This is a genomic window from Pantoea sp. (genome assembly GCF_039594315.1).
Taxonomy (GTDB): domain Bacteria; phylum Pseudomonadota; class Gammaproteobacteria; order Enterobacterales; family Enterobacteriaceae; genus Pantoea.
In genome coordinates this window covers 210,790-237,674 of record NZ_JBCNNP010000003.1, presented here as the reverse complement: position 1 = coordinate 237,674, position 26,885 = coordinate 210,790, and the positions used below count along the sequence as shown (strand labels likewise).

Annotated in this window: 24 protein-coding genes; 13 read left to right on the top strand and 11 right to left on the bottom strand. The window is 50.9% G+C overall.

Features of this window, described 5'->3' with window-relative positions; all coding sequences use genetic code 11:
• Positions 1–6: 6 nt before the first annotated feature.
• The 4 genes from ABDW13_RS04220 to ABDW13_RS04205 are packed head-to-tail and all read right to left on the bottom strand — an operon-like array spanning position 7 to position 3,462.
• Entirely contained in the window at positions 7–1,155 is a 1,149-nt protein-coding gene (locus tag ABDW13_RS04220) for an ABC transporter ATP-binding protein (protein WP_343551164.1), read from the bottom strand.
• A gap of 41 nt (positions 1,156–1,196) precedes the next feature.
• Positions 1,197–2,342 (bottom strand): acetylornithine deacetylase, encoded by a 1,146-nt coding sequence (argE, locus tag ABDW13_RS04215; protein ID WP_343551163.1) that lies wholly within the window; start codon positions 2,340–2,342, stop codon positions 1,197–1,199.
• An 8-nt stretch (positions 2,343–2,350) separates the two neighbouring features.
• A complete protein-coding gene (locus ABDW13_RS04210) occupies positions 2,351–3,025 on the bottom strand; it encodes a DUF1028 domain-containing protein (protein WP_343551162.1) in 675 nt (224 codons plus the stop codon).
• A gap of 11 nt (positions 3,026–3,036) precedes the next feature.
• Positions 3,037–3,462 (bottom strand): RidA family protein, encoded by a 426-nt coding sequence (locus tag ABDW13_RS04205; protein WP_343551161.1) that lies wholly within the window; start codon positions 3,460–3,462, stop codon positions 3,037–3,039.
• 220 nt (positions 3,463–3,682) lie between these two features.
• Between ABDW13_RS04205 and ABDW13_RS04200 the strand changes: the two genes are divergently transcribed.
• The 3 genes from ABDW13_RS04200 to ABDW13_RS04190 all read left to right on the top strand — a co-directional run bounded on the left by ABDW13_RS04200 (position 3,683) and on the right by ABDW13_RS04190 (position 5,238).
• Complete coding sequence (locus ABDW13_RS04200) at positions 3,683–4,069, top strand: thioesterase family protein (protein WP_343551160.1); 387 nt, start codon at positions 3,683–3,685, stop codon at positions 4,067–4,069.
• Between the two features lie 103 nt (positions 4,070–4,172).
• Positions 4,173–4,925 carry an AzlC family ABC transporter permease gene (locus ABDW13_RS04195; protein ID WP_343551159.1) on the top strand — a complete coding sequence of 251 codons (753 nt, stop codon included), beginning with the start codon at positions 4,173–4,175 and terminating at the stop codon, positions 4,923–4,925.
• A complete protein-coding gene (locus ABDW13_RS04190; RefSeq protein ID WP_343551158.1) occupies positions 4,915–5,238 on the top strand; it encodes an AzlD domain-containing protein in 324 nt (107 codons plus the stop codon). The genes ABDW13_RS04195 and ABDW13_RS04190 overlap by 11 nt, the downstream gene beginning before the upstream one ends.
• On the opposite strand, the gene ABDW13_RS04185 is transcribed toward ABDW13_RS04190, so the two are convergent.
• Together ABDW13_RS04185 and ABDW13_RS04180 are read right to left on the bottom strand one after the other, a co-directional pair.
• On the bottom strand, positions 5,220–6,704 hold the full coding sequence (locus ABDW13_RS04185; RefSeq protein WP_343551157.1) for a SulP family inorganic anion transporter: 1,485 nt from the start codon (positions 6,702–6,704) through the stop codon (positions 5,220–5,222). The two genes, ABDW13_RS04190 and ABDW13_RS04185, sit on opposite strands and share 19 nt — an antisense overlap.
• Positions 6,701–7,336 carry a carbonic anhydrase gene (locus ABDW13_RS04180; RefSeq protein WP_343551156.1) on the bottom strand — a complete coding sequence of 212 codons (636 nt, stop codon included), beginning with the start codon at positions 7,334–7,336 and terminating at the stop codon, positions 6,701–6,703. The genes ABDW13_RS04185 and ABDW13_RS04180 overlap by 4 nt, the downstream gene beginning before the upstream one ends.
• A gap of 326 nt (positions 7,337–7,662) precedes the next feature.
• Between ABDW13_RS04180 and ABDW13_RS04175 the strand changes: the two genes are divergently transcribed.
• Positions 7,663–7,971, top strand: a complete 309-nt coding sequence (locus ABDW13_RS04175) for a DUF1471 domain-containing protein (RefSeq protein WP_343551155.1) — start codon at positions 7,663–7,665, stop codon at positions 7,969–7,971.
• A 35-nt stretch (positions 7,972–8,006) separates the two neighbouring features.
• On the opposite strand, the gene ABDW13_RS04170 is transcribed toward ABDW13_RS04175, so the two are convergent.
• Complete coding sequence (locus ABDW13_RS04170) at positions 8,007–9,074, bottom strand: acyltransferase (protein WP_343551154.1); 1,068 nt, start codon at positions 9,072–9,074, stop codon at positions 8,007–8,009.
• A gap of 250 nt (positions 9,075–9,324) precedes the next feature.
• Positions 9,325–10,353, bottom strand: a complete 1,029-nt coding sequence (locus tag ABDW13_RS04165) for a LacI family DNA-binding transcriptional regulator (RefSeq protein ID WP_343551153.1) — start codon at positions 10,351–10,353, stop codon at positions 9,325–9,327.
• Between the two features lie 257 nt (positions 10,354–10,610).
• On the opposite strand from ABDW13_RS04165, the gene ascF reads away from it, so the two are divergent.
• Positions 10,611–12,050: a PTS cellobiose/arbutin/salicin transporter subunit IIBC gene (gene ascF / locus ABDW13_RS04160; RefSeq protein WP_343551152.1), complete on the top strand. Its 1,440-nt coding sequence runs from the start codon at positions 10,611–10,613 to the stop codon at positions 12,048–12,050.
• A gap of 11 nt (positions 12,051–12,061) precedes the next feature.
• Positions 12,062–13,486, top strand: a complete 1,425-nt coding sequence (locus tag ABDW13_RS04155) for a 6-phospho-beta-glucosidase (RefSeq protein WP_343551151.1) — start codon at positions 12,062–12,064, stop codon at positions 13,484–13,486.
• Between the two features lie 30 nt (positions 13,487–13,516).
• Here the strand turns inward: ABDW13_RS04155 and ABDW13_RS04150 are convergent, their stop codons facing one another.
• Positions 13,517–15,616 carry an FUSC family protein gene (locus tag ABDW13_RS04150; protein WP_343551150.1) on the bottom strand — a complete coding sequence of 700 codons (2,100 nt, stop codon included), beginning with the start codon at positions 15,614–15,616 and terminating at the stop codon, positions 13,517–13,519.
• Positions 15,617–16,108: 492 nt separating this feature from the next.
• On the opposite strand from ABDW13_RS04150, the gene ABDW13_RS04145 reads away from it, so the two are divergent.
• Genes ABDW13_RS04145 through ABDW13_RS04135 form a run of 3 tightly spaced genes read left to right on the top strand, consistent with a single transcriptional unit; the run spans position 16,109 to position 18,355 of the window.
• Positions 16,109–16,669, top strand: coding sequence for a YfiR family protein (locus ABDW13_RS04145; protein WP_343551149.1), 561 nt, complete (start codon positions 16,109–16,111; stop codon positions 16,667–16,669).
• 1 nt (position 16,670) lies between these two features.
• Positions 16,671–17,885, top strand: a complete 1,215-nt coding sequence (locus tag ABDW13_RS04140) for a diguanylate cyclase (RefSeq protein WP_343551148.1) — start codon at positions 16,671–16,673, stop codon at positions 17,883–17,885.
• Complete coding sequence (locus ABDW13_RS04135) at positions 17,882–18,355, top strand: OmpA family protein (RefSeq protein ID WP_343551147.1); 474 nt, start codon at positions 17,882–17,884, stop codon at positions 18,353–18,355. Before ABDW13_RS04140 ends, ABDW13_RS04135 begins: the two co-directional genes overlap by 4 nt.
• Here ABDW13_RS04135 and uvsE read toward each other — a convergent pair.
• Complete coding sequence (gene uvsE / locus ABDW13_RS04130) at positions 18,342–19,316, bottom strand: UV DNA damage repair endonuclease UvsE (protein WP_343551146.1); 975 nt, start codon at positions 19,314–19,316, stop codon at positions 18,342–18,344. The two genes, ABDW13_RS04135 and uvsE, sit on opposite strands and share 14 nt — an antisense overlap.
• Before the next feature lie 207 nt (positions 19,317–19,523).
• Between uvsE and ABDW13_RS04125 the strand changes: the two genes are divergently transcribed.
• Both ABDW13_RS04125 and ABDW13_RS04120 read left to right on the top strand, forming a co-directional pair.
• Positions 19,524–21,800, top strand: coding sequence for a glycosyltransferase (locus ABDW13_RS04125; protein ID WP_343551145.1), 2,277 nt, complete (start codon positions 19,524–19,526; stop codon positions 21,798–21,800).
• An 18-nt stretch (positions 21,801–21,818) separates the two neighbouring features.
• Complete coding sequence (locus ABDW13_RS04120; protein WP_343551144.1) at positions 21,819–22,457, top strand: methyltransferase domain-containing protein; 639 nt, start codon at positions 21,819–21,821, stop codon at positions 22,455–22,457.
• A gap of 59 nt (positions 22,458–22,516) precedes the next feature.
• Here the strand turns inward: ABDW13_RS04120 and ABDW13_RS04115 are convergent, their stop codons facing one another.
• Entirely contained in the window at positions 22,517–24,547 is a 2,031-nt protein-coding gene (locus tag ABDW13_RS04115) for a choline transporter (RefSeq protein WP_343551143.1), read from the bottom strand.
• A gap of 232 nt (positions 24,548–24,779) precedes the next feature.
• On the opposite strand from ABDW13_RS04115, the gene betI reads away from it, so the two are divergent.
• On the top strand, positions 24,780–25,373 hold the full coding sequence (betI, locus tag ABDW13_RS04110; protein ID WP_343551142.1) for a transcriptional regulator BetI: 594 nt from the start codon (positions 24,780–24,782) through the stop codon (positions 25,371–25,373).
• A 13-nt stretch (positions 25,374–25,386) separates the two neighbouring features.
• The gene (gene betB / locus ABDW13_RS04105; protein ID WP_343551141.1) at positions 25,387–26,859 is read left to right on the top strand and encodes a betaine-aldehyde dehydrogenase; all 1,473 of its coding nucleotides are present in this window, start codon (positions 25,387–25,389) and stop codon (positions 26,857–26,859) included.
• Positions 26,860–26,885: the final 26 nt, after the last annotated feature.

The window sequence follows — 26,885 nt, the reverse complement described above, 5'->3', positions numbered from 1 at the left end:
CTGCGTTTATCCTTGCTGGGCGGTGGTAAACGCGCACACGCCTTCATCATCAAAGGTGATTCCCACCACGCTGCCAACCGGCCAACGGGTCAACGATTCGAGGCCCGACTGGCGCGCAAACAGCGATGCGCTGCCGAGTGCCGGTACATCGAGATGCACGTCAACGTGATCGCCCTGGAACACATGGGTAATCACCGTGGCGCTGAGGAAGGAGTGCGGCCCCAACTGCCCCAACTGGATATTCTCCGGACGCACATACACATCGAGGCGCTCACCTACCGTCGCCTGCACACGTTCCGCAGGCAGACGCAGCGCGTTACCGCCTAACTCGATCACCGCCGCATGGTCGCGTCCGGCATAACGGCCCGGCAGGATGTTAACGTCTCCGACAAAGCCCGCGACAAACGGATCGCGCGGCTGGCGATAGATCTCATCCGGCGTGCCGATTTGGCGCACGTGCCCGGCTGACATCACCACCACGCGATCGCTCATGCTCAACGCTTCGCCCTGATCGTGGGTAACAAATACCGTGGTGACGCCCAATTTGCGCTGAATGGCTTTCAACTCGACCTGCATCGAAAGACGCAGGTTCTTATCCAGTGCGGAAAACGGCTCATCCAGCAGCAACACTTTCGGGCGGATCACCAGCGCACGCGCCAACGCCACACGCTGTTGTTGACCGCCCGATAATTCACGCGGTTTGCGATGGCCATAACCGGCCAGTTTCACCAACGCCAGGGCTTGCTCAACGCGCTCGGCGATTTCCGCTTTCGGTACGCCGCGCATGCGCAGGCCGTAACCGACGTTTTTCTCCACCGTCATGTGCGGGAACAGCGCATAGTTTTGGAACACGATGCCGATTTCACGTTGATACGGTGGGATTTCAGTGACCAAATCGCCGTCAATAAAGATTTCGCCGCCGTCGGCTTCAGCGAAACCGGCCATCAAATTCAGCAGCGTAGTTTTGCCACAGCCGGAGGGGCCGAGCAGCGTGATAAATTCGCCTTCCTCAATGGTCAGCGAAATTTTGTGCAGCGCGATGGCATCGCCAAACTTCTTGAGTACGCCATCTAACTGCACGGCGATGTTGCTGGCTTTAGCCGCCGGATGCAGGCGATTCGGCGACGGGAATGAGGTGACTTCTGCACTGACCATGGATTCTCCAAAAACTGTTTTGTGTGACATTGTCACAAGAATTATTGACTCATCCATGCGGCTAAGCGCTGCAACATGGCGTCACAGGCATCCAACTGCGCGATGCTGATGAATTCGTCCGGTTTATGCCCTTGCGCCATGCTGCCCGGCCCGCAAATCACGCTGGGAATACCGGCTTGATGGAACAATCCGCCTTCGGTACCAAAGGCAACGGTGCTGAAATCGCTGGATTGGGTCAGATGGGCGATCAGTTTTGCCGCTGCACTTTCCGCTGCGGTGAGCAATCCCGGATAGCCGCTGATCGGATAAAAACGAATCGCGCTGTCGGCGGCAACGGCTTGCATACGCGGTAACAGCTCGCTTTGCGCGAAGGCATCCAACTCATCGGCGATGGCCTGCGCATCATCCTGCGGCAAGGTGCGGATTTCGTAATCAAAGCTGCATTCGGCAGGCACGATATTTAACGCGCGGCCGCCGTGGATCACGCCGGTTTGCACCGTGGTGAACGGCGGATCAAAGCGGGCATCCTGGTTTTGCGCCAAACGCTCGCCAATCACGGTTAAGCGCTGAATCACTTTCGCCGCGTATTCGATGGCGTTGACGCCTTGGGGCGCATAGGCGGAATGGCATGCCGCGCCCTGCACTTCGCAACGCACGCCTAATTTACCTTTGTGGCCTAACACCGGCTGCAATTCGGTCGGCTCGCCAATCACGCAGATGGCTGGTTTTTCCAGGCGCTGCGCCAGCGCCTCGAGCAAGGTGCGCACGCCAAGACAGCCGACTTCTTCGTCATACGAGATTGCCAGATGCAGCGGCTGATTGAGCGGCTGCGCCAGAAAATGCGGAACAGCTGCCAGCATGCAGGCGATGTAACCTTTCATATCGGCGGTGCCGCGCCCGTACAATTTGCCGTCGCGTTCGGTGAGCGCAAACGGCGGCACGCTCCAGTTCTGCCCATCCACCGGCACCACATCGCTGTGACCGGAAAGCATCACTCCGCCATCGCCCGCCGGACCGAGGCGCGCATACAGATTAGCCTTGCTGCGTTCGGTGTTATGAATCAGTTCGCAACTGACGCCTAAATCAGTCAGGTAACGCCAGACGAAATCGATTAACGCCAGATTGGATTCGCGGCTGGTGGTGTCAAACGCCACCAGTTTTTCAAGCAGTTGTCGGCTGGTAAACATGGCAGCTCCTACTCGTCGCCCGGCACGCCGTAACTCGGCGCTTGGGTGGGATCGATGGCGCGCGTGACGTAATCGTTCATCTGCGGCTGATACGCCAGCCACAGTTGATTGAGCTCGCTGATCGGATCGTTCTCCGTCCAGTCCACGCGCAAATCGACAATCGGCCACACTTGCTGATCCACGATCGACATCGCCGAGGAGTGCACCGGCCCCGCTTCGCCACCCGCCTGCATGCCTGCTTGCATCGCCGCGATTAAGCGTTCAGCTAAATGACCGGCATGTTGCTCGAAGGCGCTGACCATCGCCGGGATGACCTCGGGATTGGCCAGCAGATTACCCGCCGCCACGCATTGCAGCCCGGTTTGCGCATTATTGATACCGAGCGTTTCTTCACCGCTGAAGCAAGCGGCATCTCCAACAGCAGACAGCACCGTCACCTGGCGATAATTGGCATAATCGTCGCTGGCTAAACCGGCTTTCAGCGCCGCTTCCACTGAATCGCCTTGCTCCAGACGATCGAGAATGCGCGGACCCAGCGCGGGCAACGTGATGTTCTGCGTAGACACCGCGCCAATCGCCGTACGCAGCCACGGGCAACGCGCGCCAACCGCGATACTGGAAGAGCTGATAGCAATGCCGATTTGACCGGTTTCGGCGCAGCGTCCCACAATAGATAACGTCATTGCTGCGTTCCTTATTCTGGCTGCCAGTCATCGGGAATGACGGCGATGACATCGATTTCCATCAGCCATTGCGGTTGACCCAGGCCGGAAATCACTAAACCGGTGGAAATCGGGAATACACCTTTCAGCCATTTGCCAACTACCTGATAAACCGGCTCGCGGTAACGCGGGTCAATAATGTAGGTGGTGGTTTTGACGATGTGCGATAAGTCGCTGCCCGCTTCTTCCAGCAACTGCTTCACGTTTTTCATCGCCTGTTCAGCTTGTGCGGCGGGATCGCCTAATCCCACCAAATTACCGGCGAAATCGGTACCAATCTGCCCGCGCACATACACGGTATTTCCTGCGCGAACCGCCTGGCAGAGATCATTGTCCAGCGACTGATTGGGATATGTTTCTTTGGTATTAAATTTACGGATGCGTGTATGTGTGGTCATGTCTGCCTGCTATGCATGAGGAGTTTCCGCAAGGTATACCTGCATGCGCGCGGCGGGGAAAACAGCATTAACCGAGGTGTTGCTTTAGAAAAACCGAACGACATTGTTGCAGCAATAAATGTGACATTAGTCACCTAACGTAATTACTGCATTTACCCGCTGCGCTAACTCACGTATAAACAGTGCCTTCTTTACGTAACTCTCAGATAAGGATATAAAAATGTTTACCAAACAGTATGAGGTTGATGAAAAGCATATCGATTTCCAGGGCGTCGTCGATGGCCTTTACTACCCGTTCTACATGGAGTGGACGCGTCACGCCTACATGCGCGAAGCGTTGGGAATTGATATCGAAGAAGAGTTTAAACAGGGCAAAATCTACATGGTGCTGGAATATTCCCTGCGCTTTCGTAAGAGCCTGGTAAAAGGTGACAAAGTGGAAGTGACCTGCGAGCTGGCGAAGAATGACAAGCGTAATCGCGTCAATTTCGTGCAGCAGATTTTGGTTAATGGCGTGGTCTACGCCGATGCGACTTTTATCGCCACCTGTCTGGCCAATGGCCGCCCTTCGATGCCGGATGCGGTGGTGCAAGCATTAGGCTTGTAATGAATGTGGGTGCGCTGATGCGCACCCTATTCTTTTGCAGATTAGGCGCCAGTCAAGTAAAGCAAGCATTAACGCGTTTTATTCAAGGTTATGGACAATTGTTATGGTGTTAAAAACACAAAACCTGCCAGCAGCCACTGAATTGAGCAGTGCGCGTGCAGGCTTTATCGCTTGCCTTCCTACCGTACCGGGTTACTGGAGCATCGGCTTTGCCGCTGGCGCGATTGGAACACTGGCGGGCTTTTCCGTAGGGCAAACAGCGTTATTGGCCGCCGCGTTATATACCGGCTCAGCGCAATTTTTGTTTTATTCGTTGTGGGCCGCGGATGCAGAAATGACATCGGTGGTGCTCAGCGTGATGCTGGTTAATTTGCGCTATCTATTGATGAGCTCGGCAATCAGCGTTTTTTTCCGTGGACAGCGTGGCTGGCAGAAAGTGGTTAGCGGCTTGCTGCTTACCGATGAGACCTTTGGCGTGGCGATTCAGCATGGCAATCAGCACGGTAAAATTCCCTTCGGCTGGATGTTTGGCCTGAATGTCACCGCCTGGCTGAACTGGATTATCGCTTGCGTCGTCGGCGCGTGGTTAGCTGCTGCACTGCCCGCGTCATTGATGGCGGGATTGAGTTTCAGTTTGATCTCCATGTTTATTGGTTTGATCTTGATGACGTGGTTTGCCAGCCGCCGCAAAGCGCTCGAAACGCTGGCCATTATAGTGGCGGTGTTGGTGACGTTCTTCTCTGCGGGCCATCTGGATATCAGCGTGGTGGTGATTATTGCCGCTTCGGTTGCCGCTAGCCTGGCAACGCTGCTGTTGCGTTTGAAAAGTCAGCAAGGAGTTAATCATGGAGCGTAATGTCCTGCTGACGATTGTGATTGCGGCGTTGGTCACCGCCGTGATGCGCGTCGGCCCTATTCTGCTGCTGTCGCGCTTTCGCCTGGCGCCCATCGCACAACAGTGGCTGAGTTTTATTCCGGCGGCGATCATGGCGGCGATTGTCTCCGCTGAGCTGATTGAAAAACCGGCGCTAACACATTCTGGACTGAGTTTATCGCTGTTGGCAGCGTTGATTGCCGCCATCACCGGTATCATCACGCGTGGTTTATTTGCCACGGTGTTAGCCGGCATGGCGGCATACATGGCGCTGCGCTATTTCTTTGGCATGTAAAAGACTGTCAGATTGCGCTGTTCAGCTTGTGCCATAAACGCATCTATCGCCTCTTGCAGATCGGGGGCAAGCGTAATGCCATCGACTACTTCAATATGCACCGTGCTGGAGTCCGGCAAACTGTCTAATAAACGGCACAACTCTGGCTTGCTAATAAAAGTGATATTTTGATGAATGCGCAACAGGTGGATCGCGCCATGCTGCGTCAGCGTGAGAGTATTTCTTTCCGCCTTGACCACACTTAATAACAACTGACACAACAAACCAAGTCCAATACCTTCCAGCATGCCAACGCTGATGATACCCGTGACCGTGATGACAAAAGGAATAAACTGCGTAAATCCTTGCCGCCATTCGCGGATAAATAAGGCCGGCGAAGCCAGTTTAAATCCGGTAAAGATCAGAATCGCCGATAGGCTGGCAAGCGGGATGTGATTCAATAGCGGCGCAAGAAATAATGCGCTGATTAACATTAGCACTCCATGAAACAGCGATGAAAACCGTGTGCGTGCGCCGGCATACACATTGGCCGAACTGCGCACAATCACCGCGGTTAAAGGCAATCCCCCCAATAATCCGCTCACCATATTTCCCGCACCTTGTGCGACTAATTCGCGATCTGAGCGCGGTGCACGTTTCAGCGGATCAATACGCGAAGTGGCTTCCAGGCTTAATAAGGTTTCCAGGCTGGCGAGCAAGGCAATACTGAAAGCGACTTGATACAAAGAAGGTTGCATCAAGACCGACCAATCGGGCAGCGCTAGCGGCCAAGCATTGTCCCACGACCAGGCAGGCAATTGCACACGTTGGGAATCTGGCAATGCCCAGCCTTCTGCGCTGGAGAGTAAACCTTGCGCCAGCATGCCCCATAACACCACCAACAGTGGTGCAGGGAGAGCCGACAGCTTGCTTTTCTTCACCCACGGCGTTTCCATCACTATCAGCAGCAATAAACTGACCAGCATAATCAGTACCGAACCCATCGTGATGTCTTTGAAAAAGTGCATCGAAGCATCATTGGTTGGCTCGCTATCAGGCATATAACCAAAAGCGACGGGGAGTTGTTGCATAATGAGCAAAATACCAATGCCAGCAAGTAAGCCACGAATCACTGTTCCGGGAATCAACCCCGCCAGCCGGCCTAAGCGCAGTAATCCCGCAGCAACCTGTAGCGCTCCAGCCAGAACCAAGGCAACTAACATCGCCGAGATACTGCCCAGTGAAGCAATACTGCTCACAACCAGCGCAATCATACCTGCCGCAGGTCCACTAACTGAAAGGGGTGAAGGACTTAATAGCGTAATCAGCACACCGCCAATAATTCCACTTAACAACCCGGCAAGTGGCGGCATACCACTCGCTTGCGCAATTCCTAAGCACAGCGGCAATGCCACCAGAAAAACCACCGTGCCAGCAAACAGATCCTGCTTAAGCGAAGTGAATAAAACGGGAAAAGATTTGTTCATCCTGGAACCTCATTTTCATCATCCGTTAATACATCGACAATCCCTGTTTTCAGGTCATAAACACAGCCATATATTTCCACTTGACGTTTCTGAGATACGGCTTGAAAAAGCGCGGTTTGCTGTAACTGCTTAATTTGCTGACGCACATTGGCTTCAACAAATAACCGGCTTAAATGATCCTGTGGAAGTTGGCGCAAAGCAGGATAGCGCTGAATGTGCTTTAGCAACATTTGGCTAAGTGGTTTTATTTGTCTGTGCAACGGGGTTTCCTGGAAATTATGGCCTGGTGTTATCGCCATCACACCAGCAAAATCAACGCCACCACATTGGGTGTGGCCACAAATAATCACGGTTTCCACTTGTAGCGAGTTTAGTGCGTATTCAATACCGCTCATCATGCCATCATCGTGTGCGAGTACCTGGTTGGCGACGTTTCTCAGTACAAATAATTCACCAGGCGAAGACTGAAGCATGATATCCACCGGTACACGACTATCTGCACATCCAATCCATAAACAACGTGGGGATTGACCTGCTGTATGACGAGAAAAATATTCACTATCATTTTTGCTTAAACGCACGGCGTAATTTCTATTGCGCGCCAATAATAATTCCAATGTGGTATTTGGCATTAAAACCCTCCCTTAACATCACTATTCGATTAATTCAGAAATGTTCTACATCGTAAGGTGGAAACAGTCTTCATGAATATACACATCACATAAACAACTAACAGAACACAATACTCAACAGCCATTACATATGATTACAATAAACAAAGCCAAAACCTATACTTAATCTCTTGTTTTAATAGAGGAACAAGGAAACTCATTATCATGCTAATTAAACGAAGCCCATCAATAAATGTAAATAATCGTCGAGTATATTGATAAGACAGGTGGTTACAGTGGTAAAACTAATGGGCAGCCTGAATATCAGGCATCACTGGAGAATTAAAATGAAAAAGTTAAACCTTGCTGCCACATTGGTGGCTGGCAGCCTTTTTTTCCCTATTGCTTCGCAAGCAGAAAATAATTTACCGGTTGAAATTTCGTATAAAGAAGCCAAAAGTGGTAACTGGAAACGCATCGGCGCGATTTCGTTTACCCAAAAGCAACGCACATCAGCCGAGTTATTAGAGGATGTGAGAATCGAGGCGAAAAGAAGAGGCGCGACGGGCTATTATGTGTCGCGTTTACAACTAATGAATAACAGTTCGTGGAGTGTTAACGCCGCGATTTTCATCCCGGCGATGGAAGCGATGTAAAACTAATGAGCAGGCGGCCAGTTGGCCGCCATTATTTACGCGCCGCTACCAGCTTCGGGCGTCGGCAAGCGTTTTCCCTTCAGCATATTACGCAATGCCGGCTCCGCATATTTGGTGATCAAATAGGCAATGTAATACAACACGCTAGCAACCACGATTGGCATCAGTAGCATGACGAACTCACTCTTGATATGCACGTTGAGTTTGATCAGCGTGGCGATCATCAGGTTTTCATGAATCAGATAGAACGCGTAACTGGCGAAGCCAATTGCGGTCAGGAAACGTACCGAGAGAATGCGTTCAATCTGTTTCGAATAGAAACTGGCGATAAAGAACAGCATGACGATTAACAACGGAATAATAGTCATCGCACCATTGTTTTTGACGAAATAACTAAAGTTTATCAGCATGGCGAGAGCCACCAATGCATAGTGGAACAGTTTGTCGCGGTTGTGCATGCGCTCATACACCAAACATCCCACCATAAACCACGCGTAATGAATGAAACCGAATTTAGAAATTACATCGATTAAGAGTGGATGCCCCATCGATTTCAATACTGAAGATGCCGACAATAACAACATAGGCACTAATAATGCTGGCAAGCAATATTTTCTTCCAAGAGTAAAATAGACCGCACCAATAATCAGATAAAATACCGCTTCTACATACAACGACCAGAATGAACCTGCCATAGATTTGAAATCAATGCCGGTGATCTGATGTAACGTTTCAGGATTAGTAAAGATTAAGCCGGGTAATAAATTTCTGACGTAAGGTGTCATTTCGTTCCATTCGGGAAAAAATCCGCCGACTGCAAACAGCAGCAAACTGGCAATTAGCATTGCCGGAAACAAACGTAACCAGCGTTTCTTAAGAAAACTGATGTAGCTCTCTGATTTATCCAATGTCATAAAAATGACAAAGCCCGAAATCATGAAAAACAATTCCACGCCAAGCCAGCCATAATTAAAAATCGGAATATGTTGGGTTGTCGCGACATAGGGCAGTAATTCCGGCCATCGCGCATAGGCATGATAACCAATCACCATGAGAATCGCTAAACCGCGCATTCCATCAAGATGCGTAATACGTGCGTGCATAATTCCCTCAGGAAATATCACCGGATAAGTTAAGCCAAACTAGTATTGACAGAGTTTTACAATCAATCAGACAAATTCTGATTAACGCCGCTAAAATAAGATGTTTTTCAGAAAACAAAAGCCATTAATTAACAGAGAAATGTGAGGATTCATGAATAAATTCAGTGGTAAGATTTATCACTCCTGAAAAATTATTTCTATAATTCAATTATTCGCTAAGTAACATTGTCGGTCACCATAAATGGCGACCCTACATTTCATTGGCTTTGTGATGCGGGCCGTGGCCCAGCGATTCACGCACCATTAATTCGCCAGCGAAGGTTTTATCATTGCGCATTTCACCACCATCAAGCATCGAGATCAGGCGAGCGATGGTTTCCTGAATCATCTCGGTCACTGGCATTTTCACGCTTGATAACGCGGGAATGGTAAATGGCGCCAGCGGAATATCATCAAAACCGATTACCGCCACTTGCGCTGGCACATTGATTCCGTGCGCCGCTAGCGCTTGCAACGCGCCGACCGCCATATCATCGTTGCTGGCAACCAGCGCTGTAAATTGAGCGCCCTGCTCTAGCAGCCTTTCCACTGCTGCCACACCGTTTTGCGGCTGCCATTTCCCTTCGACGATCAATGCATCATTAATCGCGATGTGATGTTGTGTCAGTGCCGCTTTATACCCCGCCAACCGCTCGCGCCCAGTGGGCGAATCCAACGATCCGGTGATAAAGGCGATGTCGCGATGGCCTAGTGCAATCAGTTGCGCGACTGCTTCCGTGCTGCTGCGCAGCTGATCGGCGTAGATGCAATAGCTGTGATGCTGACGCAGGCGGCGATTGATCACTAAAATCGGATGTTTGTGCTGCGCAATAATCGCGTCCATTTCATCGGTGTTGAGAAAACGCGGATAGATGATCACGCCATCACAACGCAGATCGAGCAGAAACTGAATCGCCGCGCGTTCTTCTTCCGCGCTGTGTTTACCGTCCACCAGCAACAGTTGACGTCCCTGCTGTTCCATTAAACGCGCAGAGTGCTGCATCAGCTCGGTGAAATAACTGCCGGTATACAAGGTATTAGTGATCACCAAGCCAATGGTTTGACTGGATTTAGTCGCCAGATTTCGTGCCAGTAAATTAGGCCGAAAATCAGTCACCGCAATGGCTTGATAGACTTTTTCGCGTTTTTCCTGGCTGACATAACCATTGCCAGACAGCACTCGAGAAACCGTTGCTTTAGATACGCCTGCTACTTTTGCCACCTCAAGTATGGTCGCCATGTTCCACTCTTTTTCCGCGCTGATTGCATCAGTGTACCTAAGCATCGAATTATGCGGCAATTTTTCTCACTTCATCTATTCGTACCCGCCCACACCATCACGATCACGATCAACTTCACAGTTTCAAATATCCGTTTTTAAATTTCTTGCCTGACTAGCGGCTGATCTTCATGATTTTGTGAAACCGGTTTCTCATGTGCAAAATTCAACCATAAATCAGCTGTACCTCTACTTAAAAAAACAGAGACCAAAAATCCATGGCTAAAAATTATGCGGAAGTCTCACGCGCCATCGTGGCGGCGCTTGGCGGCTTGAACAATATCGAAGCGGTGACGCACTGCATGACGCGCCTGCGTTTCGTGCTGAAAGACAGCGCGCGGATTGATAACGCCACGCTGAAAGCTATTCCCGGCGTGATGGGTGTGGTGCACACCGATACGCAGTGTCAGGTGATCATCGGCAATAACGTTAACCTCGCCTATCAGGAAGTGTTGAAACTGGGCACGCCAAGCAGCGAAGGTGCAGCGCCAGTGAAACGCAAAATCACCCTGCGCAGCATCGGGGCTGGCATTCTTGATGCGCTGGTTGGCACCATGTCGCCACTGATCCCGGCGATCATCGGCGGATCGATGGTAAAGCTGCTGGCAATGGTGCTGGAAATGAGCGGCGTACTGGCGAAAGGCTCATCGACGCTGGTGATCCTCAATGTGATTGGCGACGGCGCCTTCTTCTTCCTGCCCATTATGGTGGCAGCTTCGGCAGCACTGAAATTCAAAACCAACATGTCGCTGGCCATCGCCATTGCGGGCGTGCTGGTGCATCCCAACTTTGTCGATTTGATGGCTAAAGCGGCACAAGGCCAGGCAGTGGAGTTCGCCTACATCCCGGTTACTGCTGTGAAATACACTTACACGGTGATCCCAGCATTAGTGATGACCTGGATTCTGTCGCACATCGAATATTGGGTTGATCGCATTACGCCGGCGGTGACGAAAAACTTCCTGAAACCGATGCTGATTGTGCTAATCGCGGCACCGATTGCCATCGTGTTAATCGGCCCGATTGGTATCTGGATCGGTAGCGGCATTTCCGCGTTGGTTTACACCATTCACGGCTATTTGGGCTGGTTATCGGTAGCGATTATGGGCGCGCTGTGGCCTCTGCTGGTGATCACTGGCATGCATCGCGTGTTCACCCCGACCATTATTCAAACCATCGCCGAAACCGGCAAAGAAGGCATGGTGATGCCGTCAGAAATTGGCGCCAATCTGTCGCTCGGCGGTTCATCGTTGGCGGTGGCGTTGAGAACCAAAAATCCTGAACTGCGCCAGACTGCGCTGGCCGCTGCGGCTTCAGCGATTATCGCCGGGATTTCTGAACCGGCTTTATATGGTGTGGCGGTCCGTTTGAAACGACCGTTAATCGCCAGCCTGATTAGCGGCTTTATCTGTGGCGCAGTCGCCGGGATTGGCGGATTAGCCAGCCATTCCATGGCGTCACCCGGCCTGTTTACCAGCGTGCAATTTTTCGATCCCAGCAATCCAATGAGCATTGTTTGGGTCGGCGGAGTGATGGTGCTTTCGGTGGTGCTCTCTTTCATTCTCACGTTGATGCTGGGCTTTGAAGACATTCCGGTTAGCGAACCTGCCAAGGCTAAGCCCGCAGCGGATGCCGCGCAGCCCGTCAACGTTAATTAATCGAGGTTTTTATGTTTCCAGAGGGATTTTTGTGGGGCGGCGCGTTAGCCGCTAATCAGTCAGAGGGGAGCTATCTGGCGGGCGGCAAAGGCTTAACCACGGTGGACATGATTCCCCACGGTGAACATCGCATGCCGGTAAAACTGGGATTAGAAAAACGCTTCACGCTGCGCGAAGATGAATACTATCCCAGCCATGACGCTATCGATTTTTATCATCGCTATAAAGACGATATCGCGCTGATGGCGGAGATGGGCTTTACGGTGTTTCGCACCTCGATTGCCTGGAGCCGCATCTATCCTAACGGCGATGAATCAGTGCCCAACGCCGAAGGCATTTCCTTTTATCGCAGCGTGTTTGAAGAGTGCCAAAAATACGGCATCACGCCGCTGGTAACGCTGTGCCACTTCGACGTACCGATGCATCTGGTGACCGAATACGGTTCGTGGCGCAATCGTAAGATGATCGAATTTTTCAGCCGTTACGCGCGCACTTGCTTCGAAGAATTTAATGGGCTGGTGAAGTATTGGCTGACGTTTAACGAGATCAACATTCTGCTGCACAGCCCGTTTTCCGGTGCAGGCTTGGTGTTTGAACCGGGCGAAAATCCTGAGCAGGTCAAGTATCAAGCGGCGCATCATGAGTTGGTGGCAAGCGCGCTGGTGACCAAAATCGCTCATGAGATTAACCCGGAGAATCAGGTGGGTTGCATGCTGGCGGGTGGCAATTTCTATCCGTGGTCGTGCAAACCGGAAGATGTTTGGGCGGCGCTGGAGAAAGATCGCGAAAACCTGTTCTTTATCGATGTGCAGGCGCGCGGTGCGTATCCCTCCTATGCGGCGCGCGTGTTCCGTGAGAAAGGCGTGGAAATTGAAATGCAGCCGGAAGACGCCGCCACGCTGCGCCATACAGTGGATTTTGTCTCTTTTAGCTATTATGCCTCACGCTGTGCTTCAGCAGATATGAACGAGCAAAACAGCAGCGCCGCCAACGTGGTGAAATCGCTACCGAATCCACATGTAAAACGCAGTGATTGGGGCTGGGGCATCGATCCGCTCGGCCTGCGCATCACCATGAATATGATGTATGACCGCTACCAAAAACCGCTGTTTCTGGTGGAAAACGGCTTAGGCGCACACGATGAACTGAATGCTGCTGGCGAGATCAATGACGATTACCGCATCAGTTATTTGCAACAACATATCCAGGCGATGGGCGACGCCATTGACGATGGCATTCCGTTGATCGGCTATACCACGTGGGGCTGCATTGACCTGGTTGCCGCATCAACCGGGGAAATGAGCAAACGCTACGGTTTTGTTTATGTCGATCGCGATGATAAGGGCAACGGCAGCCTTGAGCGCATCCGTAAGAAATCGTTCTGGTGGTACAAAAAAGTCATTGCCAGTAATGGACGTGATTTGGCATCGATTTAAGCCGTTAATCGGTCGCCATAAATGGCGGCCTTACGGATTGGATAACCGATAGCGCTGGCGCTGCATGATTTCCATTTGGCGCGGCGTGGCGACCGGCCAGGATTGCTGCGGGAACAAATACAGCCGGATGCTGAACAGGTGGAACAGTGGCGTCAGCACCCTTTCATCACGCTTCGCCAGGCGTTCCAGCATCAACAGCAGCAAATCCAGCTCTTCCTGCAAATCCGCATGCGGCGGCGTTTGCAGCGATTTCAATCGGCGCTTGAGAAACAGTGCCAGCTCATGAAACATCTGTCCGCTATCCAATTGATAATGCTGCAACAAATCCTTGTGTCGCGCGTAATAGTCAAAACTGTTTACGCCCAACCACACTTCCGCCAATAACATGCCCGCGCTGCGCATATCCGGCTGAGGGTCAAGGCGCAAACGTGGCAGCACCACATTAACTTTATCCAGCATCAAACCGATAAAACGTTGCCGTCCCAATAGCGATGAACCGTTACGTTCGGTCTCTTTAATGAAGCGCAACAGCTCGCGCAAACCCTGACGTACCGCACGGCGCGCGGTCCATGATGGGCGTTTATTACGCATGATCGCAGTCACGGCCACTGCGAATATCACGCCGACCATCGAGGCAATCGCATTGTTGATCAGCAACACCAAGTCTGGCTTCAAATGGTGGCCGAGGCCGATAAATCCGGGAATTTGAATCGCTACGCTTAAACCAATCATATTGGTGGTGGGACGCGCAATCATCAGACCAAGGATGATCAATCCCGGCGCTAAGCAGATCAGCAAAGCTTCGAATGAGGTTGCTTGCGGCAGTAATAAAGCGACATAAACGATGCTGATCAGAATCGCCACGATCACTCCGCGCACGAACAGCTTCATTGACGTTAACGGCGTATCCTGGCTGGCGAGCAGCGAACAAAGAATCGCCGCCATCACCGGCGCAGAAGCGCCATCGCGCCAACCGGAAGCCATCCAAAACAGGCATGAACCAAAGGTGGCGCAAAACGCCGTCAGCGCTGAGAGCCGAATCAGACCTTTATCGAAGAAACGGTGCGTACGTTTGCCGCGTGCTAAGGTGGTGTCGCCCGATAAGTCGCTGACCAAGCCACCCACACTCTGATAAGCCCCGGCGATCCGCACAAAATCAGCCAATCGCTCCAGCAATCCGGTAAACAGCAACCAGTTTTCTGTGGGCATTTCGCCCTGCTGCCAAACGGCATTAAGTTCTCGCTGGCAATCGCTAAGCGTTTGCTGAATGCCGCTGGTTTCCCCTACCGTTTCTCCATCGTGTAGCCATTGCAGAAACTGCTGGAAGGTTTGGGCGACATTTTCTGGAAACGCAATTTGTAATGCCGACAAACGCTGCAAGCGCAGTTCGATCGCCGTCAGCGTTGGGATCAGATAGGAAAGATGTTGATACTGCACGCTGACCAAGCGAATCAACCGTCGGGCGGCATCGCCTTCGTAGACGCAATGCGTGATCAGCACTTCTACCTGCTGAGGATTGGTCGCCATGCGGATCAGGATATCGTCACGCTCTGGAGAGGTATCGCTGGGAATGCCAGAGAGTAGATCGCTACACAATTTGCGCGCGTTGAGATACCAAACGCTGACGCTCTGCTCCAGCAAACTGCGCATCGACACCGGAAACAACAGCGCATGCACCAGGCTGCTGCACACAATCCCTAAGGTGATCTCTTCGATGCGCGACAACACGGTGCTGGTGATCGATAGCGGCGTGGCGACTTCCGGGAATCCCATGATCGCCGCGCTGTAACCAGCCAACATGAAGACATAACTTTTGGGGGTACGATCGTGCAGCGATAAATAGAGGCACACGCTGACCCACAACGAAACGCAGAAACAGAATAGCAGCGGATGTTGCACCGTAGGCGGAAAGATAAAGAAGATAAACACGCCACCAAGCAAGGTACCAAGCAGGCGAAACACCGATTTGGAAATCGTTGATGCTGAATAAAGTTGCGACGCCAGCAGCACCGTGGTCACCGCCCAAGCCGGTTTGTCCAGGTTGAGTTCCAGTGCGAGATAAAGTGCCAGAAAGGCGGCCAGACAGGTTTTTACAGCAAAAAAAACGGCGTTTTTTGAAAACCACTGCATGACGCAAAGACCAGGAGAAGCGGAATGCTGCGTATCCTGCCAGAAAGTGAAAAAGCCTCACCTCGATAAATATGACAAATTGTTTCGCAATCAAAAATCACGCTTTAAAACCGCAATTTCTACGCGGCTAAATCTTTAACGTTGCTTATGGGATTTAGTTGCGCAGAATGATTTTTACCATGATTATGTACATTCATCGCGCTTTAGCCGCCTTTCTCGCGGATCAGAGTTCAGGGCAATAAATGTGTGCTGGATCACACTTTGCTGCAAACCCGAGTTTTTAGCGGGTTTTCCATAAAATAATTTCGCGCAAAGAAATGAGGATGGATGCGCGTGATCAATTTTGTGCCAGATGCACTAATGCCTGGTCACCAGAAATGGCGACAAAAGGATTGCGGATAATCAGCGACGGTACATTTTTAAACGCGCCAATGGTATTATTCGTACGCTCAATCCGGCACGGAACTATGCGAAAACTCTCGGGAACGCAGTATGTTATATACACAACACCATTATCGGGAAAATGATTCACTGCTTTCCCTTATTCATGCCTGCAAAGTTTTCTTTAATGCCCTTTTGCTACTGTTGTTTATTTCTCATGCGGCTGTTGCCGCCAATAAAGATGACAAAGCCAATCGCATCGTTAGCGGCATCATTAGTTTTTCCCATTGGCCGGGATTAACCGGCGCGCCGCAACTGTGCGTATTTTCTTCTGCGCAGCATCTCTCTTTAGCGCAAGACAGTTTGCCTGCGGCCACCTCATTCAGCGTGGTTTACCTTGCTAACGCCAATGAACTCGCCACGCAACGGTGTGATGCGGTTTATTTTGGCGATCAATCGCCTGGTGAACAGGTTGAACTGGTCAAGCATTTCAAGAGCAAAGCGGTATTGACGCTGGCTGAAAACAATGCGGAATGCACCGTTGGCGCTGCCTTCTGTTTGATCTTCAAACCCGATCACACGCTGTTTTCCGTCAATCTTGATTCGCTGGCCCGCAGCGGCGTGAAGGTCAGTCCGGACGTGTTGTTGCTGTCGCGCAATGGAAGCAAATAAGATGAAAGTTGAAAATTTAAACAACGATAAATCATCGTTCCGCAATAAATTGCGCCAAATAAGCACCATCAATTCAGCGGTGATTTTGCTGCTGTGCTGGCTGTTATTGTCATCCACTTCCCTGCTGTTTATTAAAAGCTACGAGAAAAGAAATCTCGAACTGATCGCCTCTACCTTAAGTACCACCTTGACCGCCGCCACGGTATTTGAAGACAGTTATGATGCGCATAATAAAATTGCCCGGCTCGGTAACGAAGGTATGTTCGATTCGGCGAAATTAGTCACCGACGATCAAACGGTATTAGTGGATTGGCACGATCAGCAGGAACAAAACGGTTGGTATTCACAATTATTGCGTGAGTGGATTTACGTTAAGCCACTGAGCGTCAATATCAATCACTCAGAAGCTATTGTCGGAACGCTGACGCTCGAAGGCACCATCACTGGTGCCGCGGATTTTATTCGCTATTCGCTGATGATTCTGACCAGCGGCATGCTGTGCGTATTAATTATCTCATTCTTGCTCAGCGAGTTTTTACATCGTGGCATTCTGGCATCATTGCGTAATATCACCAGTACCATTCACTACGTGATTCATTCCGGCGACTTCTCATTACGCATCCCGGAAAGTCCGACGCGCGAGTTTCAGTTGTTCTCCGACGATCTTAACTCGCTGCTGGCTGAGATGCAGACATTACAGGCTTCGATGCTGCGCGATAATCGCACGCTGGCCGCTAAAGCGCTGGAAGATCCGCTGACCGGTCTCGCTAACCGCGCGGCTTTTGTCGCGCGATTGACACAGTTGCTCGACCAGCAGCTGGCGAAAGAGCGCTTTGTCTTGCTGTTTCTCGATGGCGATCGCTTCAAAAGCATCAATGACAATTGGGGTCACGCTGCGGGTGATGAAGTGCTCAAAGCGATTGGTTCGCGCCTCTCTGCTCTGGCCTATAAGCGCGATTTAGTGGCGCGCCTCGGTGGTGATGAGTTTGCCATGTTGATGACCAGCCGCCCGAGCGATGCGCAATTACAGCTGCTGATGCAGGACATTCATGAAGCCATCAGCGAGAAGATTGTGATTGCCGAAGGCACGCCAATCAACACGTCGGTGACCATCGGCTATGCGTGGTCGCAGCACGGCGACACCGTAGAGTCGATTCTGGAACGCGCCGATATGAATATGTACAAAAACAAGGGAATAACCAAGGTACGCGTATGAAAATTAAAACTTTCCTACTGATAGGTGTTTTGGCTTTGGTCGGATGCCAGGCAAAGGGCCGCTTCAGCGACGAGCAAATTTCCGCGATGCGTAACGCCGGATTCAGCCAAAATAGCGAAGGCTGGGGATTGGGATTATCAGACAAGATTCTGTTTGGCGTTAACGAATCGGAACTGACTGCGGCCAGCAAAAGTAACATCTCAGCGATGGCGAGAAACCTCGCCGCCACCGGCATTAATCATGTCCGCATTGATGGTCATACCGATAATTACGGCAAAGCGGATTACAACCAGCAGCTTTCGTTGAAACGCGCCAATGCCGTCGCAGAGCAGTGGGCGATTGGAGCTGAAGTGCCGCGCAGCAACATTGTTACGCGCGGTTTAGGCATGAGCGCGCCGGTTGCCAGCAATAATAGCAATCAGGGCCGCGCGCAAAATCGTCGCGTGGCGATTGTGATCACTTCGCCGTGATCACCCCGCGCTCGACCGCGTATTGATACAAGCGGTCGCGCGCTAAATTCTTCATTTTGACTTCGCACATAATGTCGAAAGCAGTAAATGATAGCGCCCAATCATTTAACGTCTGATTGAAGTAATAATCCGAATGGGCGCGCAATTTCGACTTCGAAACCGCTAACTCTTGCTGATCAGGAAAGCCGTGATCGGGAATGATCCCTTCCTGCGCTATCGAATAATGTAATACCGGCTGCACGCCGCGCCAGGATTCCATAATCAGTGCGATGCGTGCATCGTCCGCCTGAATAAATTGATTCTCTTTCACCCAATGATGGTGAATATCCAGCACCACCGGGCAAAGTTCGCGCGCCTGTAATACATCATCCAGCGAGCAAGATATTTCATCATTTTCCACCGTCAGCATATTGCGTGCTTCCGGCGATAAGCGGTGAAACGCGGCACGAAATCCGTCAATGCCCTTCTTACCGTTCATGTGAATATTGATTTTAAAATCCTGGAACTGGCGACCATAACCCATTAATACCGCGCAGGTTGCATGATATTCCACATCCTCAATCGCACGATCGACCACGCCTTCATTATCTGACGCCAGCACCGTGTATTGACCGGGATGAAATGACAGGCGGATATTGTTGGCGCGGGCCAGTGCGCCGCATTGTTCCAACAACGGTTTAAGATCGCGCAGTAATACGCCATACAACTGCGTGGCTTCCGGCACGGTATATAAAGGCAGCAAATCGCTGCCAATACGCATCATGCGTAATGCCTCGGGTTGCTTCGCCAGTTGTTGCAGAGTGAGAAACAGATTTTGCAGATTGTGATGCGCTAATTGATGCAGCAAGGTCGCGCGCGCATCGTTATCCAGGCCAAGAAAACGCGTGCGCGTGGTGGTTTTAAACGGATACGGCTGTTTCGCCTGTGAATCAAAATACTTGCACGCAAAGCCTAGTTTCATGACATCCCCCGGTTTAATCAGCTTGATAGTCTAGCTGTGATTCGCAGATGTGCATGATGGCGCAGAGAAATCAGCCGATTTGTTCATCACGAAAACCACTCATTTAAGAATCGGCTTAGTTGTGTCGGATTAAAGCAGTGCCTGACATGCGCTTTGCATTCGCGATCATTTGAGGCCTTCGTAAAAACAATAATCTGGCACTGATAAATGAGCTCACACAACACTATCGCGGCTGACATGGCGCTTGAGTCGCAACTCGACATCATTGCAGCATCTGCAATCCAACGTTCACCTATAACGCTCACGGGTGCAAATCCAGACAAGTTTGCCCAAATTTCATGGTGCATCCAGCAGCAAGGCTATCAGTGTGTCGGGCAAACCGATCAGCCTATTAGGCATCAATTTGTCGTTATGGAGGAAGGCAAACAACGTATTCTGGTTCTGGCGACCAACGACAATCTGCATTTTATGCAGCCAGTTATGCGACTGATGCGCGCGCAAGGGCATCATGTCACGGAATTGAGCCAGCTTAACCTCACAGAGAATTCGCTACTTTCCGCGCTGCGGCACTGCGATATCGCATGGTTTGAATGGGGCGACTCAGCGATTATTACCGCCAGTAAGTTGCCAAAATATTGCCGCATTGTTTGTCGTATTCATCGTTATGAACTCTACAATGATCATTTTTTGCAAGTGAACTGGGAGAACATCGACGAAGTTATTCTGGTTAGTCAGGCGATGAAACAACGCTTCATTTCTCAGTTAGCATCAAATTTACCCGCCCATCTCAAAGTAACGGTTTTGGCCAATTTATCGGATCATCAACCGCTGGCTCAGACTGCGAAAAAGAGAAATCCTTTTCACTTGGCTTGCGTTGCGCGTTTTGCGGCACAAAAAAATCTTATTTTACTGCTGCCGATTATGCAGGCGCTGGTAAAAAAAGATTCCCGCTACAAACTGTTCATTGCCGGCAGAATTGAAGACCAATGCCTCTATGACAGTTTTTGTCACCTGATTGATGTTTACGGCTTAAAGCGCAACATTGTTATTTGTGGCAATCTCCCCGCTTCAAACATGCCAGGTTGGTACGCTGATAAGTCGTTTATCATCTCTGCCAGTTACAATGAATCTCAGGGCATGGGCATATTTGAAGCCATGCTGGCGGGCTTAAAACCCGTTGCATTCCATGCGCAGGGTGGCTTAAGCGAATATTTGCCTGCGAAATATCTCTTTATCTCACTCGAAGAGGCAATTGCACGTATTCTCGACGGCAACGTATCGCCTGAAGCCTACATCGAGGAAGCACAGGCGCTATTGAATCAACTGGCATTAGTTGAGCAATATCCGGCAATCTGGCTGCCTGCTGAAAAGTCATCGTCGCTGATTTCTATTTTAATTCCGTGCTACAACCGCGAGCGATATCTGCTTACGGCGGTGAGTTCCGCGTTGAGCCAGCGCGACGCTAATTTCGAAGTTATCGTAGTTGATGATGGTTCTTCTGATAATAGCGTTGCTTCGCTCGCGCATATTAGTGACTCCCGGCTGCGCATCATTCATAAGTCACATTCAAATGCACCCGATACGCGTAATCGCTGTATTGCAGAAGCACGCGGCGAATATTTAGTGTGGCTGGACAGTGATGATATTCTGCACAGCAATGCCCTTTCTCACTACCGAACAGTGATCCAGCGTTGGCCGCAGGTCGATGTGATTTCTTGCGGACTGGAGTCGCTGGATGGCGAGAAGAAATACTATTCACTGTATAACCAACCACCGCAAAACTGGTTACCGCAACTGCCGCATGGCAACTTTATATCCAATCCTGGCTGTTGCGTACGCCGTTCAATTTATGATCAGCTTGGCGGATATGATGTGGCTTATCCCCGCGCCCATGATTACGAGTTTTGGTCGCGTGTGGTGGGAAATAGCAAAATTGCCTTCACCGCCCAATGCAATATCATGTATCGACTGCATGATGGAAATTTAACCGGAATTGGCAAGCTTTCTGACACCACCTATGAGTGGCGTATATTCGAAAGCATACTTAAACGATATCGCTATGAGTCATTATTCCCTGGCATTAAGCGCAAAGAGATTGAGGATTTTGTGGCGCAGCGGCGTGCCGCACTTTATAGCGAAACAGATGTGGATGGCATTACCGTGGTAATCAATGCCATTGATGCTTCTGTTGAAAATCTCATTAAGCAAGCGCAATGGCTAAGAACGCAGGATGACAAGCGTTTTAACATCATCGTTGTGTCTGATAAAAAGCTTCCCTTTGCCAGCCTTCCGGTGCTGATTATGGATTCTCTCAATCCTGAAAAAGTTAGAGATTACGTGCGTAATCAATCAACGGATATTTATCATCGATTCTTTGTGCTCACTAATGACGTACCCCAAGATACTGCGTCAATCGCTGCACTTAAAACCGCCATTCTTAACAATATAAACCTGCCGGATGCATTTCATCCGTTAGCTATTTAATATTTTGAGTAACTTATAATGAAAAGTGAAACACTATCCTTTGAACACTCCGCGCAATACTGGGATGACCGCTATCGTTTACAAGGTAACTCAGGCGCGGGTTCATACGGATGTTTAGCTGACTTTAAAGCCGAAGTGATTAATGATTTTGTCGCAGCTGAAAATATTCAATCGGTGATGGAGTTTGGCTGTGGTGACGGTAATCAATTGTCACTTGCTCGCTACCCTCGATACACCGGCTTTGATATTTCGGAACATGCTTTGCAACGCTGTAAACAGATGTATGCTAACGATGCGTCAAAAGACTTTTACTCGGTTGAGCAATGGAATGGGCAACAGGCGGAATTGGCACTGTCACTTGATGTACTCTACCATTTAATCGAAGACACCGTATTTGAACAATATATGGAAACATTGTTCAGTGCCGCTAGCCGATTTGTGATTATCTACGCTTCAAATGATGAGAAACTGAACCAGTTATTGGGCAATCATGTAAAACATGTTCGTCATCGTAAGTTTACCCAATGGGTGATCCAAAACATGGCCTACTCATGGGATTTTCATAAACTGATTCCGAATAAATATCCGTTTAGTGTTCATGATCAAAACAACACATCGTTTGCCAATTTCTATATTTTCCGTCGCAGCGAAAAATAATAATTATTCGTACGATAGCGGCGCGAAAATTTGCGCCGCTATTTTTAGGTGAACAGCGATTACACGCTTGGGAACGTCATATTGCTGCCCGGCGCTTCGCGATGCAGATGGATAAAGTTCAGGTGGCGTTCGTACTGATCGAGAATATCGATAATCACCTGCTCTTTGTTGTAATCCATCAAATCATTGCCCTGGCTGCCTTCCAGCAAGAAGGTTTCCAGACGGTAATAAGTTGATTTACCGCTGCGTGCGCGATAGGTAAAGCCCGGTACCGAGTACTGTTGCGGCCAGATTTGATAGACGAAATCCTGCTCTTCGCCCAGCAACACGCGCAAATCAAGATGGCCCAGCGGCTGCCCCGCTTCTGGTTCAATGCGCTCCAGCGACACGCGGCCACCGCGCAGCTCCAACTCCTTGGCAACGTCTTGCATCGCCGGGAACAATACCTCTTCCATCATTTTTTGCGTGTAGCGGGTGCCCGGGTAGTTCATCAGACGCGACAAGCGTTTCTTCCAGCTCAAACGATCGTTGTTGGCCGGAATATACGGCGCCGTATCGCGACTGGCGCTGGCGCGGCGATGATCTTCGACCTTCAGCGATTTATACAATCCCGCCATCACAAAGAAGATCACAAAGCTAAACGGCAAGCCCATGATCACCGTGGCGTTCTGCAAGGCTGAAATACCGTTGGTCATCAACATGCCCATGGTCAGCACACCAATCGCTACCGACCAGAAAATGCGCAGCCAGTTTGGCGCATCACTGTTGATGTCTTTCAGCTTCGAAGTGAAGTTACCCAGCACCAACGAACCGGAATCCGCCGATGTCACGTAGAACAACATACCGGTGATGGTGGCAACTGACGCACTGAACTTGAAGGCGGGATATTGCGCCAGCAAGCTATAAAAGCCGCGTTCAGCGTGCGCCATTACTTCCTGGGCAAAACCGGCGTCGCCATGAATGATTTCATACAGCGCTGCGTTACCAAACACCGAAAGCCATAACAGTGTGAAGGTGAACGGGATGATTAGCGTACCCAGCACGAATTCACGAATGGTACGTCCGCGCGAAATACGCGCCAGGAACAGACCAACAAACGGCGACCACGCCACCCACCACGCCCAGAAGAACAGTGTCCAGCTATTCATCCACTCTTTCGGCTGATCAAACGCAAAGGTGTTGAGCGTCATGCCCATGAAGCGATTGACGTAGTCACCGACGTTGAGTACCAGCGCGTTCAACAGGAAGTCGGTTTTACCCATAAACAGCACGAACAGAATCAAGCCCAACGCCAGCGCGACGTTGAGTTCGGACAAGATACGAATGCCTTTATCCACGCCGGATGTGACTGAAATGGTGGCGATGATCACCGACAGCACAATTAACGCGGCCTGGGCGGTAAAGCCTTCTGGAATATCGAACAGCACGTTCAGCCCGTAATTGAGCTGCACCACACCAATTCCCAAAGTGGTGGCGATACCAAAGATGGTGCCGATCACCGCGGCGATATCTACCGTGTGTCCAATCGGACCGTTGATACGTTTGCCAAAAATCGGATACAGCGCAGAGCGGATGGTGAGCGGCAAGTTGTAGCGATAACTAAAGTAGCCCAGCGCGATGCCCATCAACGCATACATCGACCAGCCGGTAACGCCGTAGTGGAACAAGGTCCATACCATCGCCTGACGCGCGGCTTCCATGGTTTGTCCAGCCCCTTCCGGCGGCTGCATGTATTGCGTCACCGGCTCGGCAACCGAGAAGAACATCAGATCGATACCAATACCGGCGGCAAACAACATCGCCGACCAGCTGAGTAAACTGAATTCAGGTTTGGATTGTTCGGGTCCAAGTTTGATCGCGCCATAACGCGAACACGCCATATAGATGACAAATACGATGTACAGCGTGGCAGCGAGCATGTAGTACCAGCCAAACGTCGACGTCACCCAATTGACGGTGGTTTGGATCCAGCTGGCAGCCAGTTCGCTGTAAAAAATAGTGACAAGTGAAAATGTCAGAATCAGTCCGGCTGAGGTGTAAAACACCACAGGATTGATTCTGTCTTTTTCACTGGCAGGTGGATTAATCATCGGTTACCTCTGGTTAATTTCCTGTAATACAAGCCATTCAAGCGTGAGTTGGTCACCATAAATGGCGACCCTACAAGGGTCGGTGCAGGTTTTTCTCCGGCTAAGTTCAGTTAACCGCTCCGTTTTTTTAACAATCGAAGCACAGCATCCTAACAAATTTCTTTTTTATATTGAACGTGCAATCAAAAAAAGTTTAAATAGTGTCCTTACATTGCGGTGGAGCGAGAGCGTTATGCCAAAGGTGGGAATGCAGCCGATACGTCGTCGGCAACTGATTGATGCGACCCTGAGTACCATTAACGAAGTCGGAATTAACGACGCCACAATTGCGCAGATTGCGCGGCGTGCAGGCGTTTCGACGGGCATCATCAGCCACTACTTCAAAGACAAGAACGGTTTGCTGGAAGCCACCATGCGCGACGTCACACGACAATTACGCGATGCCGTTGCGGCAAGATTAAAGCCGTTGGCCGGTGCCAGCACCGAAGCGCGTTTAGTGGCGATTGTCGAAGGTAACTTCGATGACACGCAGGTACACAGCGCGGCGATGAAGGCCTGGCTGGATTTTTGGGCCAGCAGCATGCATCAGCCACAGTTGGGCCGCTTAGAGCGCGTCAGTAGCCGTCGCTTGTTTTCCACGCTTGCAGCTGAATTTCATCGCCAGTTGCCGCGTGAGAAAGCGCGTTTAGCCGCGCATGGCCTGGCTTCATTGATCGACGGATTGTGGTTGCGTGCCGCGTTAAGCGGTCAACCGTTTGATTTGTCGATTGCCAGAACGCTCACCACCCAATTCATTCGTCAGCAGTTGGCTGACCAGAATCACTGAGGAAGGAGAAATCATGTCCCGATTCCCCGAACAACATCTCTACATTGATGGCGCATTGGTGCCAGCGTCTTCTGGCAAGACTTTCCAGACCATCAATCCGGCCAATGGCGAAGTGCTGGCTGAAGTCCATCAAGCCGAACAAGCCGATGTCGATCGTGCAGTTGCTGCGGCACAAAAAGGCCAGAAGATCTGGGCGGCGATGACCGCAATGGAACGTTCGCGCATCTTGCGTCGTGCGGTGGATATTCTGCGTGAGCGCAATGATGAACTCGCAGCGCTGGAGACGCTCGACACCGGTAAACCGCTGAGCGAAACGCAATACGTGGATATCGTGACCGGTGCCGATGTGCTGGAGTATTACGCCGGTTTGATTCCGACGCTGGAAGGCCAGCAAATCCCGCTGCGTGAAACGGCATTTGTTTACACCCGCCGTGAACCACTCGGCGTGGTTGCCGGCATTGGTGCGTGGAACTACCCGATTCAGATCGCGTTATGGAAATCTGCACCTGCATTGGCTGCGGGTAACGCGATGATTTTCAAACCGAGCGAAGTCACGCCGCTCACCGCGCTGAAACTGGCTGAGATCTACACCGAAGCGGGCGTGCCCAACGGCGTGTTTAACGTGCTCAACGGACGCGGTGCGGTGACTGGCCAGCTGCTTACCGATCATCCGGGCATCGATAAAGTTTCGTTCACCGGCGGTGTCGCCAGCGGCAAAAAAGTGATGGCCAATGCTGCCGGTTCGACCCTGAAAGAAGTCACCATGGAACTGGGCGGTAAATCTCCGCTGATCATCTTCGATGACGCCGATCTCGATCTTGCTGCCGATATTGCCATGATGGCCAACTTCTACAGTTCCGGCCAGGTGTGCACCAACGGCACGCGCGTATTTGTTCCTGCGGCATTGCAATCGGCGTTTGAAGCGAAAATCGCCGAGCGCGTGGCGCGCATCAAAGCCGGTGATCTGAACGATCCCGCCACCAATTTCGGTCCGCTGGTGAGCTTCGCCCATCGCGACAACGTAATGCGTTATATCGAATCCGGCATCAACGAAGGCGCGCGTCTGCTGTGTGGCGGCAAACGTCTGAGCGGTGCGGGCTTTGATCACGGCGCCTGGGTTGCTCCGACCGTGTTCAGCGATTGCCGCGATGAGATGACCATTGTGCGCGAAGAGATCTTCGGGCCGGTGATGTCGATTCTGACTTACACCAGCGAAGAAGAAGTGGTACGCCGCGCCAACGCGACCGAATTTGGTTTGGCCGCTGGCGTGGTAACACAAGATCTTAACCGCGCGCATCGCGTGATTCACCAGATTGAAGCGGGTATTTGCTGGATCAACACCTGGGGCGAATCGGATGCCGCCATGCCTGTTGGTGGTTATAAGCACTCCGGCATCGGTCGCGAAAACGGCCTGATGACGCTGCAAAACTACACCCAAGTGAAATCTGTGCAGGTCGAAATGACCCGTTTTCAGTCGGTATTTTAATTTTTGATTTTTAACCTGAGGAACGA

Coding starts and splice junctions, on each gene's coding strand:
- ABDW13_RS04220 (WP_343551164.1), bottom strand. CDS start 1,155: ATGGTCAGTGCAGAAGTCACCTCATTCCCGTCGCCGAATCGCCTGCAT.
- argE (WP_343551163.1), bottom strand. CDS start 2,342: ATGTTTACCAGCCGACAACTGCTTGAAAAACTGGTGGCGTTTGACACC.
- ABDW13_RS04210 (WP_343551162.1), bottom strand. CDS start 3,025: ATGACGTTATCTATTGTGGGACGCTGCGCCGAAACCGGTCAAATCGGC.
- ABDW13_RS04205 (WP_343551161.1), bottom strand. CDS start 3,462: ATGACCACACATACACGCATCCGTAAATTTAATACCAAAGAAACATAT.
- ABDW13_RS04200 (WP_343551160.1), top strand. CDS start 3,683: ATGTTTACCAAACAGTATGAGGTTGATGAAAAGCATATCGATTTCCAG.
- ABDW13_RS04195 (WP_343551159.1), top strand. CDS start 4,173: ATGGTGTTAAAAACACAAAACCTGCCAGCAGCCACTGAATTGAGCAGT.
- ABDW13_RS04190 (WP_343551158.1), top strand. CDS start 4,915: ATGGAGCGTAATGTCCTGCTGACGATTGTGATTGCGGCGTTGGTCACC.
- ABDW13_RS04185 (WP_343551157.1), bottom strand. CDS start 6,704: ATGAACAAATCTTTTCCCGTTTTATTCACTTCGCTTAAGCAGGATCTG.
- ABDW13_RS04180 (WP_343551156.1), bottom strand. CDS start 7,336: ATGCCAAATACCACATTGGAATTATTATTGGCGCGCAATAGAAATTAC.
- ABDW13_RS04175 (WP_343551155.1), top strand. CDS start 7,663: ATGAAAAAGTTAAACCTTGCTGCCACATTGGTGGCTGGCAGCCTTTTT.
- ABDW13_RS04170 (WP_343551154.1), bottom strand. CDS start 9,074: ATGCACGCACGTATTACGCATCTTGATGGAATGCGCGGTTTAGCGATT.
- ABDW13_RS04165 (WP_343551153.1), bottom strand. CDS start 10,353: ATGGCGACCATACTTGAGGTGGCAAAAGTAGCAGGCGTATCTAAAGCA.
- ascF (WP_343551152.1), top strand. CDS start 10,611: ATGGCTAAAAATTATGCGGAAGTCTCACGCGCCATCGTGGCGGCGCTT.
- ABDW13_RS04155 (WP_343551151.1), top strand. CDS start 12,062: ATGTTTCCAGAGGGATTTTTGTGGGGCGGCGCGTTAGCCGCTAATCAG.
- ABDW13_RS04150 (WP_343551150.1), bottom strand. CDS start 15,616: ATGCAGTGGTTTTCAAAAAACGCCGTTTTTTTTGCTGTAAAAACCTGT.
- ABDW13_RS04145 (WP_343551149.1), top strand. CDS start 16,109: ATGTTATATACACAACACCATTATCGGGAAAATGATTCACTGCTTTCC.
- ABDW13_RS04140 (WP_343551148.1), top strand. CDS start 16,671: ATGAAAGTTGAAAATTTAAACAACGATAAATCATCGTTCCGCAATAAA.
- ABDW13_RS04135 (WP_343551147.1), top strand. CDS start 17,882: ATGAAAATTAAAACTTTCCTACTGATAGGTGTTTTGGCTTTGGTCGGA.
- uvsE (WP_343551146.1), bottom strand. CDS start 19,316: ATGAAACTAGGCTTTGCGTGCAAGTATTTTGATTCACAGGCGAAACAG.
- ABDW13_RS04125 (WP_343551145.1), top strand. CDS start 19,524: ATGAGCTCACACAACACTATCGCGGCTGACATGGCGCTTGAGTCGCAA.
- ABDW13_RS04120 (WP_343551144.1), top strand. CDS start 21,819: ATGAAAAGTGAAACACTATCCTTTGAACACTCCGCGCAATACTGGGAT.
- ABDW13_RS04115 (WP_343551143.1), bottom strand. CDS start 24,547: ATGATTAATCCACCTGCCAGTGAAAAAGACAGAATCAATCCTGTGGTG.
- betI (WP_343551142.1), top strand. CDS start 24,780: ATGCCAAAGGTGGGAATGCAGCCGATACGTCGTCGGCAACTGATTGAT.
- betB (WP_343551141.1), top strand. CDS start 25,387: ATGTCCCGATTCCCCGAACAACATCTCTACATTGATGGCGCATTGGTG.